The sequence below is a fragment of the Oceanisphaera pacifica genome (assembly GCF_017498065.1).
In the GTDB taxonomy this organism is placed as follows: domain Bacteria; phylum Pseudomonadota; class Gammaproteobacteria; order Enterobacterales; family Aeromonadaceae; genus Oceanimonas; species Oceanimonas pacifica.
Genome location: NZ_JAGDFX010000006.1, coordinates 38,661 through 55,409, shown reverse-complemented (window position 1 = coordinate 55,409; position 16,749 = coordinate 38,661). Strand labels below are relative to the sequence as shown.

Genomic DNA, 16,749 nt, shown 5'->3' with positions numbered 1-16,749 from the left:
GTCGCCTTAGCTTTCGTCCAACTCGATGTTGATACCGAGAGAGCGAATTTCTTTCAACAGTACGTTGAAAGACTCGGGCATGCCCGGCTCCATGCGGTGATCACCATCGACGATGTTTTTATACATCTTGGTACGACCGTTAACGTCATCCGACTTGACCGTCAACATTTCTTGCAAGGTGTAAGCAGCACCATATGCTTCCAGTGCCCACACTTCCATCTCACCGAAACGCTGACCACCAAACTGAGCTTTACCACCCAGCGGCTGTTGCGTTACCAGACTGTACGAACCAGTAGAACGAGCGTGCATCTTGTCGTCCACTAAGTGGTTCAACTTCAGTATGTACATATAGCCCACGGTTACCGGACGTTCAAAGCTGGTCCCGGTTCGGCCATCAAACAAGGTGATTTGACCTGACTCTGGCAAATCAGCCAGTTTCAACAAACGCTTCACTTCGTGCTCATCGGCACCGTCAAAGGCCGGTGTGGCAATGGGTACACCGTGGCGCAAGTTATTGGCCAAGGTACGCACTTCGGTATCGCTGAAAGTAGACAAGTCTACTTTTTGACGAATCCCCTCACCTGAGTCATAGACTTCTTGAATAAACTCACGCAAACGAGCCACTTCTTGCTGCTCTTTGATCATGCGGTCGATTTTTTCGCCCAGTCCTTTGGCCGCAAAGCCTAAGTGGGTTTCAAGAACCTGACCAATGTTCATTCGCGATGGTACACCCAGCGGGTTTAATACCATGTCTACCGGTACGCCATGCTCATCATGAGGCATGTCTTCTACTGGTACGATAGTCGCGATAACACCTTTGTTACCGTGACGACCGGCCATTTTATCACCCGGTTGAATTTGACGTTTAACCGCCAAGTACACCTTAACGATTTTTAACACGCCCGGTGCTAAGTCATCGCCTTGGGTGATCTTACGACGCTTGCTTTCAAACATCTTATCGAAGTCGGCTTTTAGCTCAGCTTGTTGCTCGGCTAACTGCTCTAACTCAATTTGTTTAGCTTCGTCGTCAATCGCTTGCTCTAACAGCTTGTTGCGATCGATTTTAGCAACCTGCTCCGCACTCATGCCAGAGGCAATAAGTACGTTACGAGCACGGGCATAAATACCGTCTTCAAGAATACTAAACTCTTCGGTTAAGTCTTTCTTGGCCTGCTTAAGCTGCATATGCTCAATATCTTGAGCACGCTTATCTTTTTCTACGCCATCACGGGTAAAGACTTGAACGTCAATAACGGTACCAAACACTGAGTTAGGTACACGTAATGACGAGTCTTTTACGTCTGAGGCTTTTTCACCAAAGATAGCTCGTAGTAGCTTCTCTTCTGGCGTGAGCTGGCTTTCGCCCTTAGGCGTCACTTTACCCACTAAGATATCGCCAGGACGCATTTCTGCACCCACATAAACGATACCTGATTCGTCCAGCTTGCTCAGCGCAGACTCACCCACGTTCGGAATGTCGGCGGTGATTTCTTCAGGGCCCAGCTTGGTATCACGAGAGATACAAGTCAGCTCCTGAATATGAATAGTGGTCAGGCGATCTTCTTCAACCAGACGCTCATTCAGTAGCATGGAATCTTCAAAGTTGTAACCGTTCCATGGCATAAAGGCCACGCGCAGGTTCTGACCCAGCGCCAATTCGCCCAAGTCAGTTGAAGGACCATCAGCCAGTACATCGCCGCCCAGCACTTTCTCGCCCGGCATCACACAAGGACGCTGGTTGATACAGGTGTTCTGGTTAGAACGGGTGTACTTGGTTAGGTTATAGATATCGATACCGGCTTCGCCAGGGCGCATCTCTTCTTCATTCACTTTAACGACAATGCGTGAAGCATCAGCATAATCGACAATACCGCCACGCTTAGCCACCACAGTCACACCTGAGTCAACCGCAACTGCACGTTCAATACCGGTACCTACTAGCGGCTTATCGGCACGCAATGTTGGCACAGCTTGACGTTGCATGTTCGAGCCCATTAAGGCGCGGTTAGCATCATCGTGCTCAAGGAAGGGGATAAGCGACGCTGCAACAGACACAACCTGCTGTGGACTTACGTCCATATACTGAATTTGATCCGCGTTCATATAGGTGGCTTCACCTTTATGACGTGAGGCAACCAGCTCTTCACTTAAACGGTTGTTCTCGTCAGAGGCAGCGTTTGCCTGTGCGATCACAAACTGACCTTCTTCGATGGCAGACAAATAGTCCACTTCATCGGTGATTTGACCATCGATCACTTTACGATACGGGGTCTCAAGGAAACCGTATTCGTTGGTGCGCGAGTAGCACGCCAGTGAGTTGATCAAACCGATGTTCGGGCCTTCTGGCGTTTCGATAGGACACAAGCGCCCATAGTGAGTGGTGTGTACATCTCGAACTTCAAAACCGGCACGTTCACGGGTTAAACCACCTGGGCCTAATGCAGAAATACGACGCTTGTGCGTCACTTCTGATAGCGGGTTGTTTTGGTCCATAAACTGTGACAATTGGCTGGAACCAAAGAACTCTTTCACCGCCGCCGAAATCGGCTTAGCGTTGATTAAGTCTTGAGGCATCAGGGTGTCGAGATCGCCTAATGATAGACGCTCGCGCACCGCACGCTCTACGCGCACTAGGCCAACACGGAATTGGTTTTCTGCCATTTCGCCCACAGAGCGAATACGGCGGTTACCCAAGTGGTCAATATCGTCCACTTCGTCGTTACCGTTACGGATGTCGATCAAACGACGCATCACATCAACAATATCAGACTTAGTTAGGGTACCCACACCGTCTGTCTCTTCACGGAACAGGCGACGGTTAAATTTCATCCGGCCTACGGTAGAGAGATCATAGCGGTCTTCAGAGAAAAATAAGTTCTCAAATAAGGTGTCAGCGGCTTCACGTGTCGGCGGCTCACCTGGGCGCATCATGCGATAAATCTCTACCAATGCTTCTAAGCGGTTGGTCGAGGAATCGATGCGCAAGGTGTCAGACATATAAGCGCCGTGATCCAGTTCGTTAGTGAACAGGGTCTCAAATTGCTTAATGCCGGCCACAGACAGATTCGCTAATACTTCTAAACTTAGCTCGCTGTTGGCTGCAATAACCAGTTCGCCGGTGTCGGCATTCACATAGTCTTTAGCAACCACTTTACCGACGGCATATTCCACCGGTACTTCAATTTGATCAATGCCGGCCTTTTCCAATTGACGGATATGGCGGGCCGTGATGCGACGACCGGTTTCCACCAGTACGGCACCATCAACTAAGATGTCAAACGAGGCAGTTTCGCCACGTAAGCGCTCAGGCTTGAGCTCCATCATTAGCTTGCCATCTGTAACCTCGAAACGGGTAGTTTCGAAGAACATGGCCAGAATTTCTTCTGTTGTGTATTCCAACGCGCGCAAAATAATAGACGCGGGTAGCTTACGACGACGGTCAATACGAACAAACAAGTTGTCTTTCGCATCAAACTCAAAATCAAGCCAGGAACCACGGTAAGGGATCACGCGTGCGTTATACAAAACCTTACCCGATGAGTGGGTTTTGCCGCGGTCGTGATCGAAAAACACACCTGGGCTGCGATGCAGCTGGGAGACGATGACTCGCTCAGTACCATTGATAACAAAGGTACCATTTTCAGTCATGAGCGGAATTTCGCCCATGTAGACTTCTTGTTCTTTAATATCTTTAACGGTACCGGGTGCCGCTTCTCTATCGTAAAGAACCATGCGCAGTTTAACGCGTAGTGGTGCCGAATAAGTCACACCGCGGATTTGACATTCTTTAACGTCAAACACCGGCTCACCTAGTCGGAAACTAACATACTGCAATTCAGCATTGCCAGAATAGCTGGCGATGGGGAAGACGCTACGAAAAGCCGCTTCCAAACCGTGTTCGCCTTGCGGATCTGCTTCAATAAACTGTTTGAAGGAATCAAGCTGGATTGAAAGTAGGTAAGGCGTGTCCAAGACCTGGGCACGTTTACCAAAGTCCTTACGAATGCGCTTTTTCTCTGTGTAAGAGTAAACCATAGGGTTCCTCAGCTCGCTGATAAGTGACCCATCTGTCCAAAAATGGGACAGCTCTAAATAACATCGTTTTTAATACACGAACGTCTCGACAACATTCGATGATTGGAACTCATGAAAGGCACAAACGATGTGAAAAATCCTCTCATTTTACAGCGCAAAAGGGCTGGTGAATAAATATTCACCAGCCCTAGCCTGATTTCTCAGGCCGCTAAGCTAAAAACTAGCTTATTTGAGCTCAACAGAAGCACCTGCTTCTTCAAGTTCTTTTTGCAGAGTTTCTGCTTCGCCTTTGCTCAGGCCTTCTTTAACGGCACAAGGTGCAGTTTCAACCAGACCTTTGGCTTCTTTCAGGCCAAGACCGGTTGCGCCACGTACGGCTTTGATAACAGCAACTTTGTTAGAACCAAATGAAGTCAACATAACGTCGAATTCAGTTTGCTCTTCAGCAGCGCCACCAGCATCACCACCGCCAACAGCAACAGCTGCAGCAGCAGAAACGCCGAATTTTTCTTCCATTGCTTCGATCAGTTCAACAACTTGCATTACAGACATTTCTGCAACGGCTTCAATGATTTGGTCTTTAGTAAGAGACATGACTCAAATTCCTAATGTTCTGAAGTGTTTGATTATACAGAGGCAAACAACAGCTTATGCTGCTTCTACTTCTTGCTTTTGATCGCGCAGAGCTGCGATAGTACGTACCAGCTTGCCAGCAGAGGCTTCTTTCATAGTTGCCATTAGCTTTGCAATTGCTTCGTCGTATGTCGGCAGTTTTGCGAGACGGTCAATATCAGTTGCGGGGATGAACTCGCCCTCAAATGCTAGACCTTTAACCTCGAATGCTTCTTGCTCTTTAGCAAAATCTTTAAACAAACGAGCAGCAGCGCCCGGGTGTTCTTTAGAAAACGCAATCAAGGTAGGACCAACGAATACCTCATTAAGGCACTCATAATCGGTCTCTTTTACTGCGATACGCGCGAGCGTGTTACGAACTACTTTAAGGTAGATATCGTTTTCACGCGCTTGCTTACGCAGTGTGGTCATAGCAGCTACAGTAACGCCACGTGCATCGGCAACTACCGCAGACAGGGCGCCCTTGGCAACGTCGTTGACTTCAGCAACAATTGCCTTTTTGTCTTCGAGTCTTAATGCCATTGGCTAAACTCCTGGATCCACCTGGGTTAATACCCAGATTATACATACGCCTCTAATTTATATCAGAGGCACCAAGGTGGCAGATACCAGAAGAAAAAATATTTTCTAACTGGGTCCCGGCACCATCTACGTTGGAAAATTTAAGACGTGTAACCGTCTCCAACGGTCTTGGACGGGAGTCGAAGCCCCCAACCAAATGCAAGGCGCAAAATACTACGTGAGTTTTTACGCCTTGTAAACGCTTATTAAGCTTCTAGGCTTGCTTGATCAATCGCAACGCCTGCACCCATAGTGGTAGACAGGGTTACTTTCTTGATGTAAACGCCTTTAGAAGATGAAGGCTTAGCACGCTTAAGTGCGACCAACAAGGCTTCTAAGTTGCCTTTTAAGCTAGCAGCATCAAAGTCTTTCTTACCAATGGTGGTATGAATGATGCCGTTTTTGTCGTTGCGGTAGCGAACCTGACCGGCTTTAGCATTTTTAACTGCTTCAGCTACGTTCGGGGTAACAGTACCCACTTTAGGGTTAGGCATCAGACCACGTGGGCCCAAGATTTGGCCTAACTGACCAACAACGCGCATTGCATCAGGAGAAGCAATAACAACGTCGAAGTTCATTTCGCCTTTCTTAACCAACTCACCCAAATCTTCCATGCCCACTAGCTCAGCACCGGCTTCTTTAGCGGCTTCAGCATTGGCACCTTGAGTGAACACAGCAACGCGCACGTCACGACCAGTACCGTGTGGCAACACAGTGGCGCCACGTACGTTTTGGTCAGATTTACGAGCATCAATGCCTAGGTTAACAGCAACGTCGACACTTTCTACAAACTTGGCGTTAGCCAGTTCTTGTAGCAAAGCAACGGCTTCGTTAATTTCGTATTCTTTAGTGTTATCTACGCGATCACGGATAACTTGCATGCGCTTAGTTAATTTAGCCATCGTCTTAACCCTCCACTGCCAGGCCCATAGACCGAGCAGTACCTTCGATTGAACGAACGCGGGCATCAACATCGGCACCGGTCATGTCTACTAGCTTGATTTCAGCAATTTCTTCTAACTGAGCGCGAGTAACAGTACCCACTTTCTCGGTGTTAGGCTTGCCTGAACCAGATTTAACGCCAGCAGCTTTCAATAACAAGTAAGCCGCAGGTGGCGTCTTAGTTTCGAAAGTGAAAGAACGGTCGCTGTACACAGTAATAATTACTGGAATTGGCGAGCCTTTTTCCATGCTTTCTGTACGGGCGTTAAACGCCTTACAGAATTCCATGATGTTAACGCCGTGCTGACCCAGTGCTGGACCAACCGGAGGACTTGGATTTGCTGCACCCGCTGCAACTTGCAGCTTGATGTAGGCTTGGACTTTCTTAGCCATTGAGATTACCTCGGTTTTGGGTGATAACGCCGTAGAGTCGCACTCTATTCGGCTCCCCTGAATTAAAAGGGCGGCAAATTATAGGGCTATTTGCCGCCCCTCGCAAGATCTATGATGAAAAATGAATCAAAGCTTTTCGACTTGGCCAAACTCTAATTCGACGGGCGTTGAGCGACCAAAGATAAGCACAGACACCTTCACGCGGCTTTTCTCGTAGTCAACCGACTCCACCACACCATTAAAGTCAGCAAAAGGTCCATCGGACACCCGTACTTCTTCGCCTGGTTCGAACAGTGTTTTTGGTTTTGGCTTATCAATCGCATCTTGTAAACGATTAAGAATCGCATCGGCTTCTTTATCTGAAATCGGCGCCGGACGCTCGGGCGTACCACCAATAAAGCCCATTACACGCGGAATGCTGCGTACTAGGTGCCAGGTTGCATCGTTCATTTGCATATTAACCAGCACATAACCTGGGAAGAACTTTCGCTCACTCTTACGCTTTTGGCCGGCGCGCATTTCAACCACTTCTTCTGTGGGTACCAGCACTTCCCCAAATTGATCTTCCATCCCTTGCATCTTGATGTGTTCAATCAAGGTTTTAGAGACACGACCTTCATATCCGGAAAAAGCTTGAACCACATACCAACGCATTCTTTGTTCTGGTTCTGACATGGTGAATCCTTATACTCCGGTAACCAGATTGACCAGCCATACCAGCAGGCCATCTAGCAAAAACAGAAACAAGCCAACCACAGCAGTGACGGCCAATACAATTAAGGTCGTCTGAATGGCTTCTTGGCGGTTAGGCCACACCACCTTACGCATTTCTAGACGAGATTCTTTAGCGAACGCAAGGGCGTTTTTGCCTTTGGTTGTTTGGTAAGCGAGCAAAGCTGCAATACCGACAGCCACCACGACAGCAGCAGCACGAATAGCCACCGGCAGCTCACTATAGAAAGAGTTAGCGACAATAGACGCTATCAATATAATGAACACCACACCCCATAGCAGAGTATCTTTAGCCCCGCCCTGGTTCTCAATATTTGCACTCATAAAGCTACCTGTTTAAAGCTGAGTCTGTCACAGACGCGAAAACCCCGCTATCGGCGAGGTAAATGGCAGGGGCGGAGGGACTCGAACCCCCAACCGTCGGTTTTGGAGACCGCCGTTCTACCAATTGGAACTACGCCCCTAATACATTATAAGGCGGGCATTATAATGGCTTTTTACTGGGATTGTAAGCGCAATTTCGACGTGCGTCGCGTAGGGCTACCCCTGCGGGGAGCGGTAAGCTGTCAGCTATAAGCTGTAAGTTAAACAAAGACCAAGCGTATGGCGTATGGCGTATGGCGTATGGCGTATGGCGTATGGCGTATGGCGTATGGCGTATGGCGTATGGCGGGAATACTAAGATCGAGCAATGACATCGCAAACTTAAGTATGTTAGCAACATTTAGTTTAACTACGAATATTTACAACGAATGGTGCTGATACCCGGATTTGAACTGGGGACCTCACCCTTACCAAGGGTGCGCTCTACCAACTGAGCTATATCAGCAAGGTATTAAATCTATGAGATGGGAACTTAATTGGAGCGGGCAGCGGGAATCGAACCCGCATCATCAGCTTGGAAGGCTGAGGTAATAGCCATTATACGATGCCCGCAAAAGCGGCGTTTAATACTCTAACTAATTAAAGTGCTAAACTTAAGTACTGTTAAGCTAACTACTATAACAATACTTTAAAATAATGGTGGAGGAGACTGGATTCGAACCAGTGAAGGCGGAGCCGTCAGATTTACAGTCTGATCCCTTTAGCCACTCGGGAACTCCTCCACATTGTTAGTTGTTCTGGTGCCGGCACCAAGAGTCGAACTCGGGACCTACTGATTACAAGTCAGTTGCTCTACCAACTGAGCTATGCCGGCGTTTGAACGAGACGAATTCTAGGCCAAGGCACCACACAGATGCAACACCTTTACTCTGTTTTTTTGCATAACCGCCTTCAAGTGCGCAATAAATCGCCAAAAATAACTTTTTCGTCTATAAAGTGACAATAATATAGCCAATAAATAAGAACGACTCAGATCATAATCTAGCATATCGTCGTTTAAGGTCGTCTTGTTCATTTTTAAAGCTTGGTGTATTGTCGCCAAGCAATTCACAGACTGCGACCCTTATGCATGACGATAGATAACGACTCTCCTTATCTGGCCTTCTCTCGTGAAGCTTGGTCAGAGTTACGTGATACAGTACATCAGCCTCTCAGCGAGGATGAGCTCACTCGGCTGCGCGGTATTAATGATAAAGTATCATTAGCTGAGGTGAGAGATATCTATCTTCCTTTGTCTCGCTTGCTTAATCTTTACATTAAAGCCAAACAAAGACGCAGCAAGGTCTTAGATCAGTTTTTGCGTAAAGAGGCGCGTCATGTGCCCTATATTATTAGCATTGCCGGCTCAGTCGCGGTGGGTAAAAGCACCACGGCACGTATTCTAGAAGCCTTATTAGCCCGTTGGCCGCAACACCCAAAAGTGTCGTTGGTCACCACAGATGGCTTCTTATACCCTAATTCGGTATTAGAAGAGCGTGGTTTAATGCGTCGTAAGGGGTTCCCTCAATCGTATGATATTCGTCGTTTAGTGCAATTTGTCTCAGACATTAAGTCAGGCAAGCCCAGAGTGACGGCACCTGTATATTCTCATCTCACCTATGACGTGGTGCCCGATGAAGAAAACGTGGTAGAGCAGCCAGATATTTTAATTATTGAAGGCTTAAATGTACTGCAAAGCGGCATGGACTATCCACACGACCCTCATAGGGTGTTTGTATCAGACTTTGTGGATTTCTCTATTTTTGTTGATGCCGACGAACGATTACTCAAAACCTGGTATGTAGAGCGATTCCTGAAGTTTCGCTCGGGAGCCTTTCGCGATCCCGACTCCTACTTTCATAACTACGCCCCGCTATCAGAAGAAGAAGCCGTGGCCACCGCTAGTCGTATTTGGCAAGAAATTAACTACAAAAACCTAAAACAAAACATCTTACCCACCAAAGATCGCGCCGAGTTAATATTAACTAAAGGCAAGGCTCACGGTATAGAACAAGTTTGGTTGAAGAAATAGCTGGAAGCTGGAAGCCCAAGAATAATACCGTTTAGGTCGGCTTTGATGTTTTTCTTTCAGCTTCGAGCTTAATGCTTCTGGCTATTTTCTGCTCGCAATGAAATTTCGCCGCCTAAGAAGCGTTTGATTTTACCGCTTTCAAGCTCAAGCAGTAAGGCACCTTGCGAGTCAATACCGCGGGCTATGCCCAGTACGACTTGCTCGCCCATTAAAATGCGTACCGGTTTACCATTAAAATAATCCAATCGATTCCACTGCTGACTAAAAGCCGCAATGCCCTCTTGTTCAAACACCGCTAAGCTGCGCTGCAATTGTTGGCTTAACGCCACCACTAGTGCATTACGATCATCCACAGGCCCAAGCTCGGTCAGCTCAGCCCAAGGTTGATCGATACGTGCTTGCTCAGTGTTCGGCAGCACTAAATTTAACCCAATACCAATTACCAGCTGACAAGGCCCACCGGCAGTGCCAGATAACTCAACTAAAATGCCTGCAAGCTTGCGCCCATTTAAATAAACATCATTAGGCCATTTAAGCTCTACGCCAGCAAAGCCTTGTGCTTCTAGAGCTTCAACAACTGCAATGCCCACCGCCAAACTCAAGCCCATGGCCACCGACATTCCCTGCTCTAATTGCCAATACATACTCATAATAAGCTGGCCACCAAACGGGGAAACCCAAGGCCGACCACGCCTACCCCGGCCTTCGGTCTGACATTCGGCGACACAAATATCCCCGTTTTTTAGCTCATCCAGCAAGCTCATCCAATGCACATTGGTGGAGCCTATTACTGGTACTAAATCCACTCGGTTTGCAGCTAACTCTTTGCGTAATCGGGCTTGATCTAATAACTGTAACGGCACCGCCAATTTATAGCCTCTACCACTCACGCTATAAACGTCTAGCCCCAATGCTTTTAGTACTTGAATATGTTTGCCAATCGCTGCGCGACTCATGCCCAGCTGCTCACCGAGTTGCGAGCCCGAGTGAAACTGGCCGTCGGCTAATAAGGTCAACAGAGAGTTTCGCAGTGGGCTTAGTTCAAATTCAGACATGCTAATGCCTCATCTAAATAGGTTTCACCCTGAGCAGCCATCATCCGTACTTCTGGCTCTAGCCGGACCCCAAATAACTGCTCCACCCGCTCACGCACTAAGGCCGCTAAACGCAGCACATCTTCGCTGGTGGCACCGCCATAATTAACCAGAACCAAAGCTTGCTCTGTGTGTACCCCTGCTCCCCCCACACGTGTTCCTTTTAAGCCTGCTTTATCAATTAGCCAGCCTGCGGCCAGCTTGCTCCAACCAGGTACAGTCGCAAATACCGGCAGCGCCGGCCACGCCAGCTTTAAGGCCTCGGCTTGCGGCGTGACCACTGTGGGGTTTTTAAAGAAACTGCCAGCATTACCCAGCACACTAGGATCGGGCAATTTAGTCTGACGAGTGGCACATACCCGATCAAACACTTGCTGTGCCGTAGCCTGCTCCCCAAGCTCAGCTAAAGGCCCATAGCCAAGTACCGGTTGCCAGGCTTTAGGTAAGCGCAGCGTCACACTTAAAATAACGTGCTCACGGGCCGCATGCTTAAACACACTATCGCGATAGCCAAACTCACACTCAGTAACTGACCAAAGCCGGGTTTGCCCCGTTTGCCAGTCAATTGTTTCTACTTGATGACAAAACTGCGCCAGCTCAACCCCATAAGCGCCAATATTTTGGATGGGTGATGCCCCCACAGTGCCAGGTATTAAAGCCAGGTTCTCCAGCCCCGGCATGCCCTGCTCAAGGGTCCAGCACACCAGTTGATGCCAGTTTTCGCCCCCCGCCACGGTTAACAACCAAGCTTCGTCGGTTTCTGTTACTTCAATACCTTGCAAGCGATTCACCAACACCAGGCCAGAAAATGCTTGGGTAAATACAATATTAGAACCCTCACCCACCACCAGTAACGGCTGGTTTTGAGCGGCTTCCCATAGGGGGGAAAGCTGCTCACGCTCGCTTAGTACAACAAGCTGCTCGGCGGTTTGTGTTAGGCCAAAGGTGTTATAGGGGGCAAGGGCTGCCGAGGTAAACTGCATGATGGGGCTTCCTAAATAAAGACCCTCATAGTGTAACCTAACTTACTATCAGTGAGGAGTAGCAGGCTGCATGCCGCGACATTATTGAGCGGTAAGAATCCAAACCTACCTTTACTACACATTCAGCAAGACGGTCTCTAATAAGGTGTGGCGAACCTAGCCCGCAGAAATTTTTTATAGCCTTTTCACCATAAAAGGGTCTAATATAATATTATACAACAAGCATATTTCTGTATAAGTTTATTCATTTACTAGAATAAAGGATGCCTTATGGGACAGACAAACAAAGCATTGCTTTGGCTTAATACACTCACTAAAGCCAGCGCTATCGGCCTAGTTAGCGCCAGCCTTTTGTTTGGCTGCAATAAAGCAAGCAATGCACAAACTAACCAAAACACAGCGCAAGCCGCCGCAAGCACCAATCAAGGGATCACCCGCTCTAGAGATATGTTGCCCTCCGATATGCTTAAGCAGTTACAAACACTGCCGCAACTGACTCAAGGGCTAGGGGAGACAGGAGCTGCTGTGATTGACTCGACTAAGCCCACCTTGGTTAAGTTTTGGGCAAGTTGGTGCCCGCTGTGCTTAGCGACTTTAGAAGAAACCCACACTTGGGTGAATGATGCTAAATTTAATGATCTCAACCTAGTTACCCTCACCAGCCCCGGTCATTTAGGGGAGAAAGCGCCAGATAAGTTTAATGCTTGGTATAGTGTGCTTGAACAAGATTACCCACAACTACCCGTGCTAACAGACACCTCTGGAGAGCTAATTAAGAAGTTAGGGGTGCAGGTATATCCTAGCTGGGCAGTATTGGATAACAATGGCAATTTGGTACAGCTTATTAAAGGTAACATGACGCCTCAACAAGCGTATGCATTTGCAGCCGCCGCAGACAGTTCACGCCGTTTTAATGGCAACACCCAAGCCGTAACGGCGTCAAGTGCCGATAGCAGCGCTCAGCCAGCTAGCGACACCGCTGAAAGTGGGGTTTACTACAATGAGCAAGGTGAGCCTATTGATACCCACACTATTTATCTTGCCGGCGGTTGTTTTTGGGGCGTAGAGGCTTATATGGAGCGTATTAATGGAATAGTTGATGCTGTTTCGGGTTATGCCAACGGCGACAAAGACTTAACTAACCCCAGTTACGAGCAAGTGATCCGAGGCTCTGGACATGCTGAAACCGTTAAAGTGACTTTTGATCCCGATAAAATATCGCTTGCCACTGTATTAACGCATTACTTTCGCATTATTGACCCTACCAGTCTTAATAGACAAGGCAACGATCGCGGCATTCAGTATCGTTCTGGCATTTACTATACAGACGCAGCTGATAAAGCCGTAATCACCCAAGTGGCCAATGCACAACAGGCTAAATACCCAGAGCCGATAGTGGTTGAACAAGCGCCCTTAGAGCACTTCTATTTAGCAGAAATGTACCATCAAGATTATCTGGCCAAAAATCCAAATGGTTACTGCCACGTTGATTTAAGCTTGGCCGACGACCCCCTAGAACAGGCTAGCGTTCCCGATCAAGCGAGCGCAGCTAAGTTGGCATCTGCGACTAACATCACTGAAGCACTTAACCCTCAACGTTATGAAAATTTTGACAAAAGCACCTTAACCAAAGAACAACGCTATATCACACAACAGTCTGGCACTGAGCGCGCTTATAGCCACGAGTACGACAACCTATATGCCCCGGGTATTTATGTGGATGTGGTGAGCGGTGAGCCGCTATTTTCATCAGCGGATAAGTACGACTCCCAGTGTGGCTGGCCAAGCTTTACCCAGCCCATTGCCAGTCAGGTGGTTACCGAACACGAAGATCGGGCCTTTAATATGCTGCGTATTGAAATTCGCTCACGCGTGGCCGACTCTCATTTAGGGCATGTGTTTAATGATGGCCCTAAAGACAGAGGCGGTTTACGTTATTGCATTAACGGCGGGGCCTTGCAGTTTATTCCGCTAGATTTGATGCCCCAATCCGGTTACGGCGCATTAGTAGAGCTAATTAAGCAAGATTAGAAGCGATAGTACTGAAAGTGCCACTAATGGTAAGTGCTTGCTGGTTTTGTTGGGTCGAATTTATTCGACCGGTTTTGTTCGATTGAAATCGACCCTACGAAAAACAAGAGCGCCCCTTGGTCATTGCGAGGAGTGCAACGACGCGGCAATCCATCTAACAAGCAGCCATACGCTTTACGCTGAGCGCCTGACGAAAAAAACAAAACCAGTGTTTTTTTGTTTTGATCTTTTGTAGGGGCGAATTTATTCGCACAAAAACCATGGCACGGCTTAAAATCGGTCGAATGAATTCGACCCTACGAAAAACAAGAGCGCCCCCTTTGGTCATTGCGAGGAGTGCAACGTCGCGGCAAAGACGAAATAAGGGCGCATAACAATATAGTGCAAAGCCTTGACGTCCAACAGAGTATCAACAGAAATAGAGTGTGTTAGCTGATCGCTTACCGATAGCTCTTTAGTCACTTTGTTGAGCTGGATGCGCGGCGCCGGGGACTCGACGTCGCTCTGGGCTTGCGCTTTTTACGAAACGGCTTGCCGTGACCTTTTAATCCAGAAAACGCTATATCACTGACTTGATGCACCAGCTGTGCTAATCCGTCTAACATAGGGTTCATAAACTGGCCATAACTCATGCGCTTATCGGCTATTGCTTCTAACTGAGACTCCCAGTGCGCCGTCATATCGGGCAACGTCATTATCTCGGGCAATGATAAAATTAGCCGGCGCCCCACTTCGGTGGCGTGGATTTCTTTGCCCTTTTTAATCAGAAAGTCACGCTTAAACAGCAATTCGATAATGCCCGCCCGAGTGGCTTCTGTGCCCAAACCATCTGTGTCTCTTAGCACCTTTTTGATCTCAGGATCATTCACATACCGAGCAATGCCGGTCATGGCTGATAATAAAGTGGCGTCGGTAAAGTGTCTGGGTGGGCTGGTTTGCTTTTCATCTAAGCGTCCATCAATACAGGTCACGCTTTCACCTTTACTCACATTCGGTAGTTTTATCGCCGAAAACTCCGCGTCTTCACCAGCCGACTTGTTCTTTGCTCCGCGATCAGGAAAGAGCGCTTTCCAGCCTTGATGCACTACTTCTTTTTGCCGGCTAATAAAGAGTCCACCGGCCACTTGGGTATCAATCTGTTTTTCTTGATATTGAAAGGCGGGATAAAACTGCATCAAGTATTGCCTTGCAACCAGCTCATATATCTTTAGCTCATCTTGAGATAACCGGCTGCTATCAAGGCCACGTCGAGTCGGAATAATAGCGTGGTGCGCACCCACTTTCGCATCATTCCACGCTTTAGACTTAAGAGAGAGATCGGCATGGCTCACCGCTTCAGCCAGTGTGCCACAGGTTTTGCTAATGCCTTGCACCACAGCCGACTTATCTTGGTAGTGCTCATTAGGGAGATATCGACAATCTGAGCGAGGATAGGTAACCAGCTTATGGCGTTCATATAACTGCTGACAAATATCGAGGGTCTTTTGCGCCGTTAAATTAAAACGTTTAGCGGCATCTATTTGTAATACTGATAAATTGTAAGGCAGGGGCGGCGCTTGTTTTTTTAGGCTTTCAGTTACCGCCATCACCTGACCTGTTTGACCAACCACTTTACTTAATACGGTGTCGGCCAGCTTTTTTAACAGTACACGCCCGTCTTCATCCATATAAGGCTCGCAGGCGGCACTGGGCTTCCACTTGGCAGTGTAAGTATCATTATTTGCCGTTTTTAGCTCAATAAATACCTCATAAAACGGCTTGCTGACAAAATTCTCAATTTCAAGATCCCGATGCACCACCAGCCCTAAAATGGGAGTTTGCACCCGCCCAACCGATAATACGCCTTGGTAACCGGATGCTTGGCCTTGTAACGTACATAGGCGCGTCATATTAATGCCATAGAGCCAATCAGCTCGAGCTCGAGCCAAGGCAGAAGTGGCTAATGGAATAAAATCGCGATTAGGGCGTAAGTTATTAAGGGCGCGCTGAATCGCCTCGGGGTTCATATCATTAATTAAACAGCGCTGGGCGGCGGCACGTTTCGCTTTAGGCACCTGACAGTAGTTAATTACTTCATCGACCAGTATCTGTCCAACCCGGTCCGGATCCCCCATATTCACTAATACATCGGCTTGTTTAACCAGCTTTTTAACGACTGTAAATTGCTTTTTAGTGGCTGATTTTACGGTGTGCTGCCAAACTTCTGGCACTATGGGTAAGTGCTCTTTGCGCCATTTTTTAAAATCGGGGTTATATGCTTGTGGCTCAGCCTGCTCAAGTAAGTGGCCAATGCACCAAGTTACCACATCACCATTGGCGGCCGTAATAAAGCCCTCCCCTTTTTTCTGGGGCTTGGGCAATACATCAGCTACGGCTCGGCCAACACTGGGTTTTTCAGCTATATAGAGGATCATCAGGCACACTTAAAATAACTGTATATAGATACAGACTAGCAGTTGTCACCTGTTAACATCAATAATCGTCTTGCAGTAAGAAGTCTTCCATCGACTCCACTAAGTAAATCCAATCGTCTTCAATCACGGGCGTAACCGGATCTTCATCTCCCTCACCGTACTCTTGCCAATAGTAAGCGCGCAGTGCCAGTGGAAAGTCACTGTAATCTTCGGCCAATGCCGATAAAGGGCCAAACCATAAAATGCGCGTAAGCCCCACGGTTAAATCATTAATATATTCGGTTAGCGCTTCTGGCTCTGGGTATTGCTCCATTAATAACGCAAACCGCTCTTTAGCGGCTGCGGTTTGCTCTGAGTCTAGCTCACCCAGCTCAGCAACGTAATGTACATAGTCATTAAGCAAGCATTCGTAAGCATGCTCTTCGTCTTGCAGCCATTGGCAACGGGTTTCTTTACGGCTGATCACCGAGAGGGCGACACCTTCATCTAAAAAACATAATGCCCAGGCTTTATTGTCCATTTATACTCCGCGGTTT

General features: G+C 47.9%; 13 protein-coding genes and 5 tRNA genes. 2 read left to right on the top strand and 16 right to left on the bottom strand.

Annotated features, from left to right (window positions below; all coding sequences use genetic code 11):
* Positions 1-6: 6 nt before the first annotated feature.
* From rpoB to J3U76_RS06240, 12 genes are all read right to left on the bottom strand, one after another.
* The gene (gene rpoB, locus J3U76_RS06295; protein WP_208005076.1) at positions 7-4,035 is read right to left on the bottom strand and encodes a DNA-directed RNA polymerase subunit beta; all 4,029 of its coding nucleotides are present in this window, start codon (positions 4,033-4,035) and stop codon (positions 7-9) included.
* Positions 4,036-4,260: 225 nt separating this feature from the next.
* Complete coding sequence (rplL, locus tag J3U76_RS06290) at positions 4,261-4,629, bottom strand: 50S ribosomal protein L7/L12 (RefSeq protein WP_208005075.1); 369 nt, start codon at positions 4,627-4,629, stop codon at positions 4,261-4,263.
* A gap of 54 nt (positions 4,630-4,683) precedes the next feature.
* Positions 4,684-5,190: a 50S ribosomal protein L10 gene (gene rplJ, locus J3U76_RS06285; RefSeq protein WP_208005074.1), complete on the bottom strand. Its 507-nt coding sequence runs from the start codon at positions 5,188-5,190 to the stop codon at positions 4,684-4,686.
* A gap of 245 nt (positions 5,191-5,435) precedes the next feature.
* Positions 5,436-6,131, bottom strand: a complete 696-nt coding sequence (gene rplA / locus J3U76_RS06280; protein ID WP_208005073.1) for a 50S ribosomal protein L1 — start codon at positions 6,129-6,131, stop codon at positions 5,436-5,438.
* 4 nt (positions 6,132-6,135) lie between these two features.
* Positions 6,136-6,564, bottom strand: a complete 429-nt coding sequence (rplK, locus tag J3U76_RS06275) for a 50S ribosomal protein L11 (RefSeq protein WP_208005072.1) — start codon at positions 6,562-6,564, stop codon at positions 6,136-6,138.
* A 126-nt stretch (positions 6,565-6,690) separates the two neighbouring features.
* On the bottom strand, positions 6,691-7,239 hold the full coding sequence (gene nusG / locus J3U76_RS06270) for a transcription termination/antitermination protein NusG (RefSeq protein ID WP_208005071.1): 549 nt from the start codon (positions 7,237-7,239) through the stop codon (positions 6,691-6,693).
* A 9-nt stretch (positions 7,240-7,248) separates the two neighbouring features.
* Complete coding sequence (gene secE, locus J3U76_RS06265) at positions 7,249-7,620, bottom strand: preprotein translocase subunit SecE (protein WP_208005070.1); 372 nt, start codon at positions 7,618-7,620, stop codon at positions 7,249-7,251.
* 63 nt (positions 7,621-7,683) lie between these two features.
* Positions 7,684-7,760 (bottom strand) — tRNA-Trp (locus J3U76_RS06260).
* A gap of 289 nt (positions 7,761-8,049) precedes the next feature.
* Positions 8,050-8,125 (bottom strand) — tRNA-Thr (locus J3U76_RS06255).
* A gap of 32 nt (positions 8,126-8,157) precedes the next feature.
* A tRNA-Gly gene (locus J3U76_RS06250) sits at positions 8,158-8,232 on the bottom strand.
* An 85-nt stretch (positions 8,233-8,317) separates the two neighbouring features.
* Positions 8,318-8,402 (bottom strand) — tRNA-Tyr (locus tag J3U76_RS06245).
* Between the two features lie 16 nt (positions 8,403-8,418).
* Positions 8,419-8,494, bottom strand: a tRNA-Thr gene (locus tag J3U76_RS06240).
* Positions 8,495-8,749: 255 nt separating this feature from the next.
* Here J3U76_RS06240 and coaA point away from each other — a divergent pair.
* Positions 8,750-9,691, top strand: coding sequence for a type I pantothenate kinase (gene coaA / locus J3U76_RS06235; protein ID WP_208005069.1), 942 nt, complete (start codon positions 8,750-8,752; stop codon positions 9,689-9,691).
* Between the two features lie 68 nt (positions 9,692-9,759).
* Here the strand turns inward: coaA and birA are convergent, their stop codons facing one another.
* Both birA and murB read right to left on the bottom strand, forming a co-directional pair.
* Entirely contained in the window at positions 9,760-10,746 is a 987-nt protein-coding gene (birA, locus tag J3U76_RS06230) for a bifunctional biotin--[acetyl-CoA-carboxylase] ligase/biotin operon repressor BirA (RefSeq protein WP_208005068.1), read from the bottom strand.
* The gene (gene murB, locus J3U76_RS06225) at positions 10,728-11,768 is read right to left on the bottom strand and encodes a UDP-N-acetylmuramate dehydrogenase (RefSeq protein WP_208005067.1); all 1,041 of its coding nucleotides are present in this window, start codon (positions 11,766-11,768) and stop codon (positions 10,728-10,730) included. The genes birA and murB overlap by 19 nt, the downstream gene beginning before the upstream one ends.
* Before the next feature lie 270 nt (positions 11,769-12,038).
* Here murB and msrAB point away from each other — a divergent pair, with 270 nt between their 5' ends.
* Entirely contained in the window at positions 12,039-13,799 is a 1,761-nt protein-coding gene (msrAB, locus tag J3U76_RS06220; RefSeq protein WP_208005066.1) for a bifunctional peptide-methionine (S)-S-oxide reductase MsrA/peptide-methionine (R)-S-oxide reductase MsrB, read from the top strand.
* Positions 13,800-14,257: 458 nt separating this feature from the next.
* Here the strand turns inward: msrAB and J3U76_RS06215 are convergent, their stop codons facing one another.
* A complete protein-coding gene (locus J3U76_RS06215; protein WP_208005065.1) occupies positions 14,258-16,213 on the bottom strand; it encodes a DNA topoisomerase III in 1,956 nt (651 codons plus the stop codon).
* Between the two features lie 58 nt (positions 16,214-16,271).
* A complete protein-coding gene (locus J3U76_RS06210) occupies positions 16,272-16,733 on the bottom strand; it encodes a hypothetical protein (RefSeq protein ID WP_208005064.1) in 462 nt (153 codons plus the stop codon).
* Positions 16,734-16,749: the final 16 nt, after the last annotated feature.

Bases quoted from the DNA above. Each gene is read 5' to 3' on its own strand.
- birA (WP_208005068.1), bottom strand. From the start codon at position 10,746: ATGTCTGAATTTGAACTAAGCCCACTGCGAAACTCTCTGTTGACCTTA.
- murB (WP_208005067.1), bottom strand. From the start codon at position 11,768: ATGCAGTTTACCTCGGCAGCCCTTGCCCCCTATAACACCTTTGGCCTA.
- nusG (WP_208005071.1), bottom strand. From the start codon at position 7,239: ATGTCAGAACCAGAACAAAGAATGCGTTGGTATGTGGTTCAAGCTTTT.
- rplJ (WP_208005074.1), bottom strand. From the start codon at position 5,190: ATGGCATTAAGACTCGAAGACAAAAAGGCAATTGTTGCTGAAGTCAAC.
- msrAB (WP_208005066.1), top strand. From the start codon at position 12,039: ATGGGACAGACAAACAAAGCATTGCTTTGGCTTAATACACTCACTAAA.
- J3U76_RS06210 (WP_208005064.1), bottom strand. From the start codon at position 16,733: ATGGACAATAAAGCCTGGGCATTATGTTTTTTAGATGAAGGTGTCGCC.
- rplK (WP_208005072.1), bottom strand. From the start codon at position 6,564: ATGGCTAAGAAAGTCCAAGCCTACATCAAGCTGCAAGTTGCAGCGGGT.
- secE (WP_208005070.1), bottom strand. From the start codon at position 7,620: ATGAGTGCAAATATTGAGAACCAGGGCGGGGCTAAAGATACTCTGCTA.
- rplL (WP_208005075.1), bottom strand. From the start codon at position 4,629: ATGTCTCTTACTAAAGACCAAATCATTGAAGCCGTTGCAGAAATGTCT.
- rpoB (WP_208005076.1), bottom strand. From the start codon at position 4,035: ATGGTTTACTCTTACACAGAGAAAAAGCGCATTCGTAAGGACTTTGGT.
- J3U76_RS06215 (WP_208005065.1), bottom strand. From the start codon at position 16,213: ATGATCCTCTATATAGCTGAAAAACCCAGTGTTGGCCGAGCCGTAGCT.
- coaA (WP_208005069.1), top strand. From the start codon at position 8,750: ATGACGATAGATAACGACTCTCCTTATCTGGCCTTCTCTCGTGAAGCT.
- rplA (WP_208005073.1), bottom strand. From the start codon at position 6,131: ATGGCTAAATTAACTAAGCGCATGCAAGTTATCCGTGATCGCGTAGAT.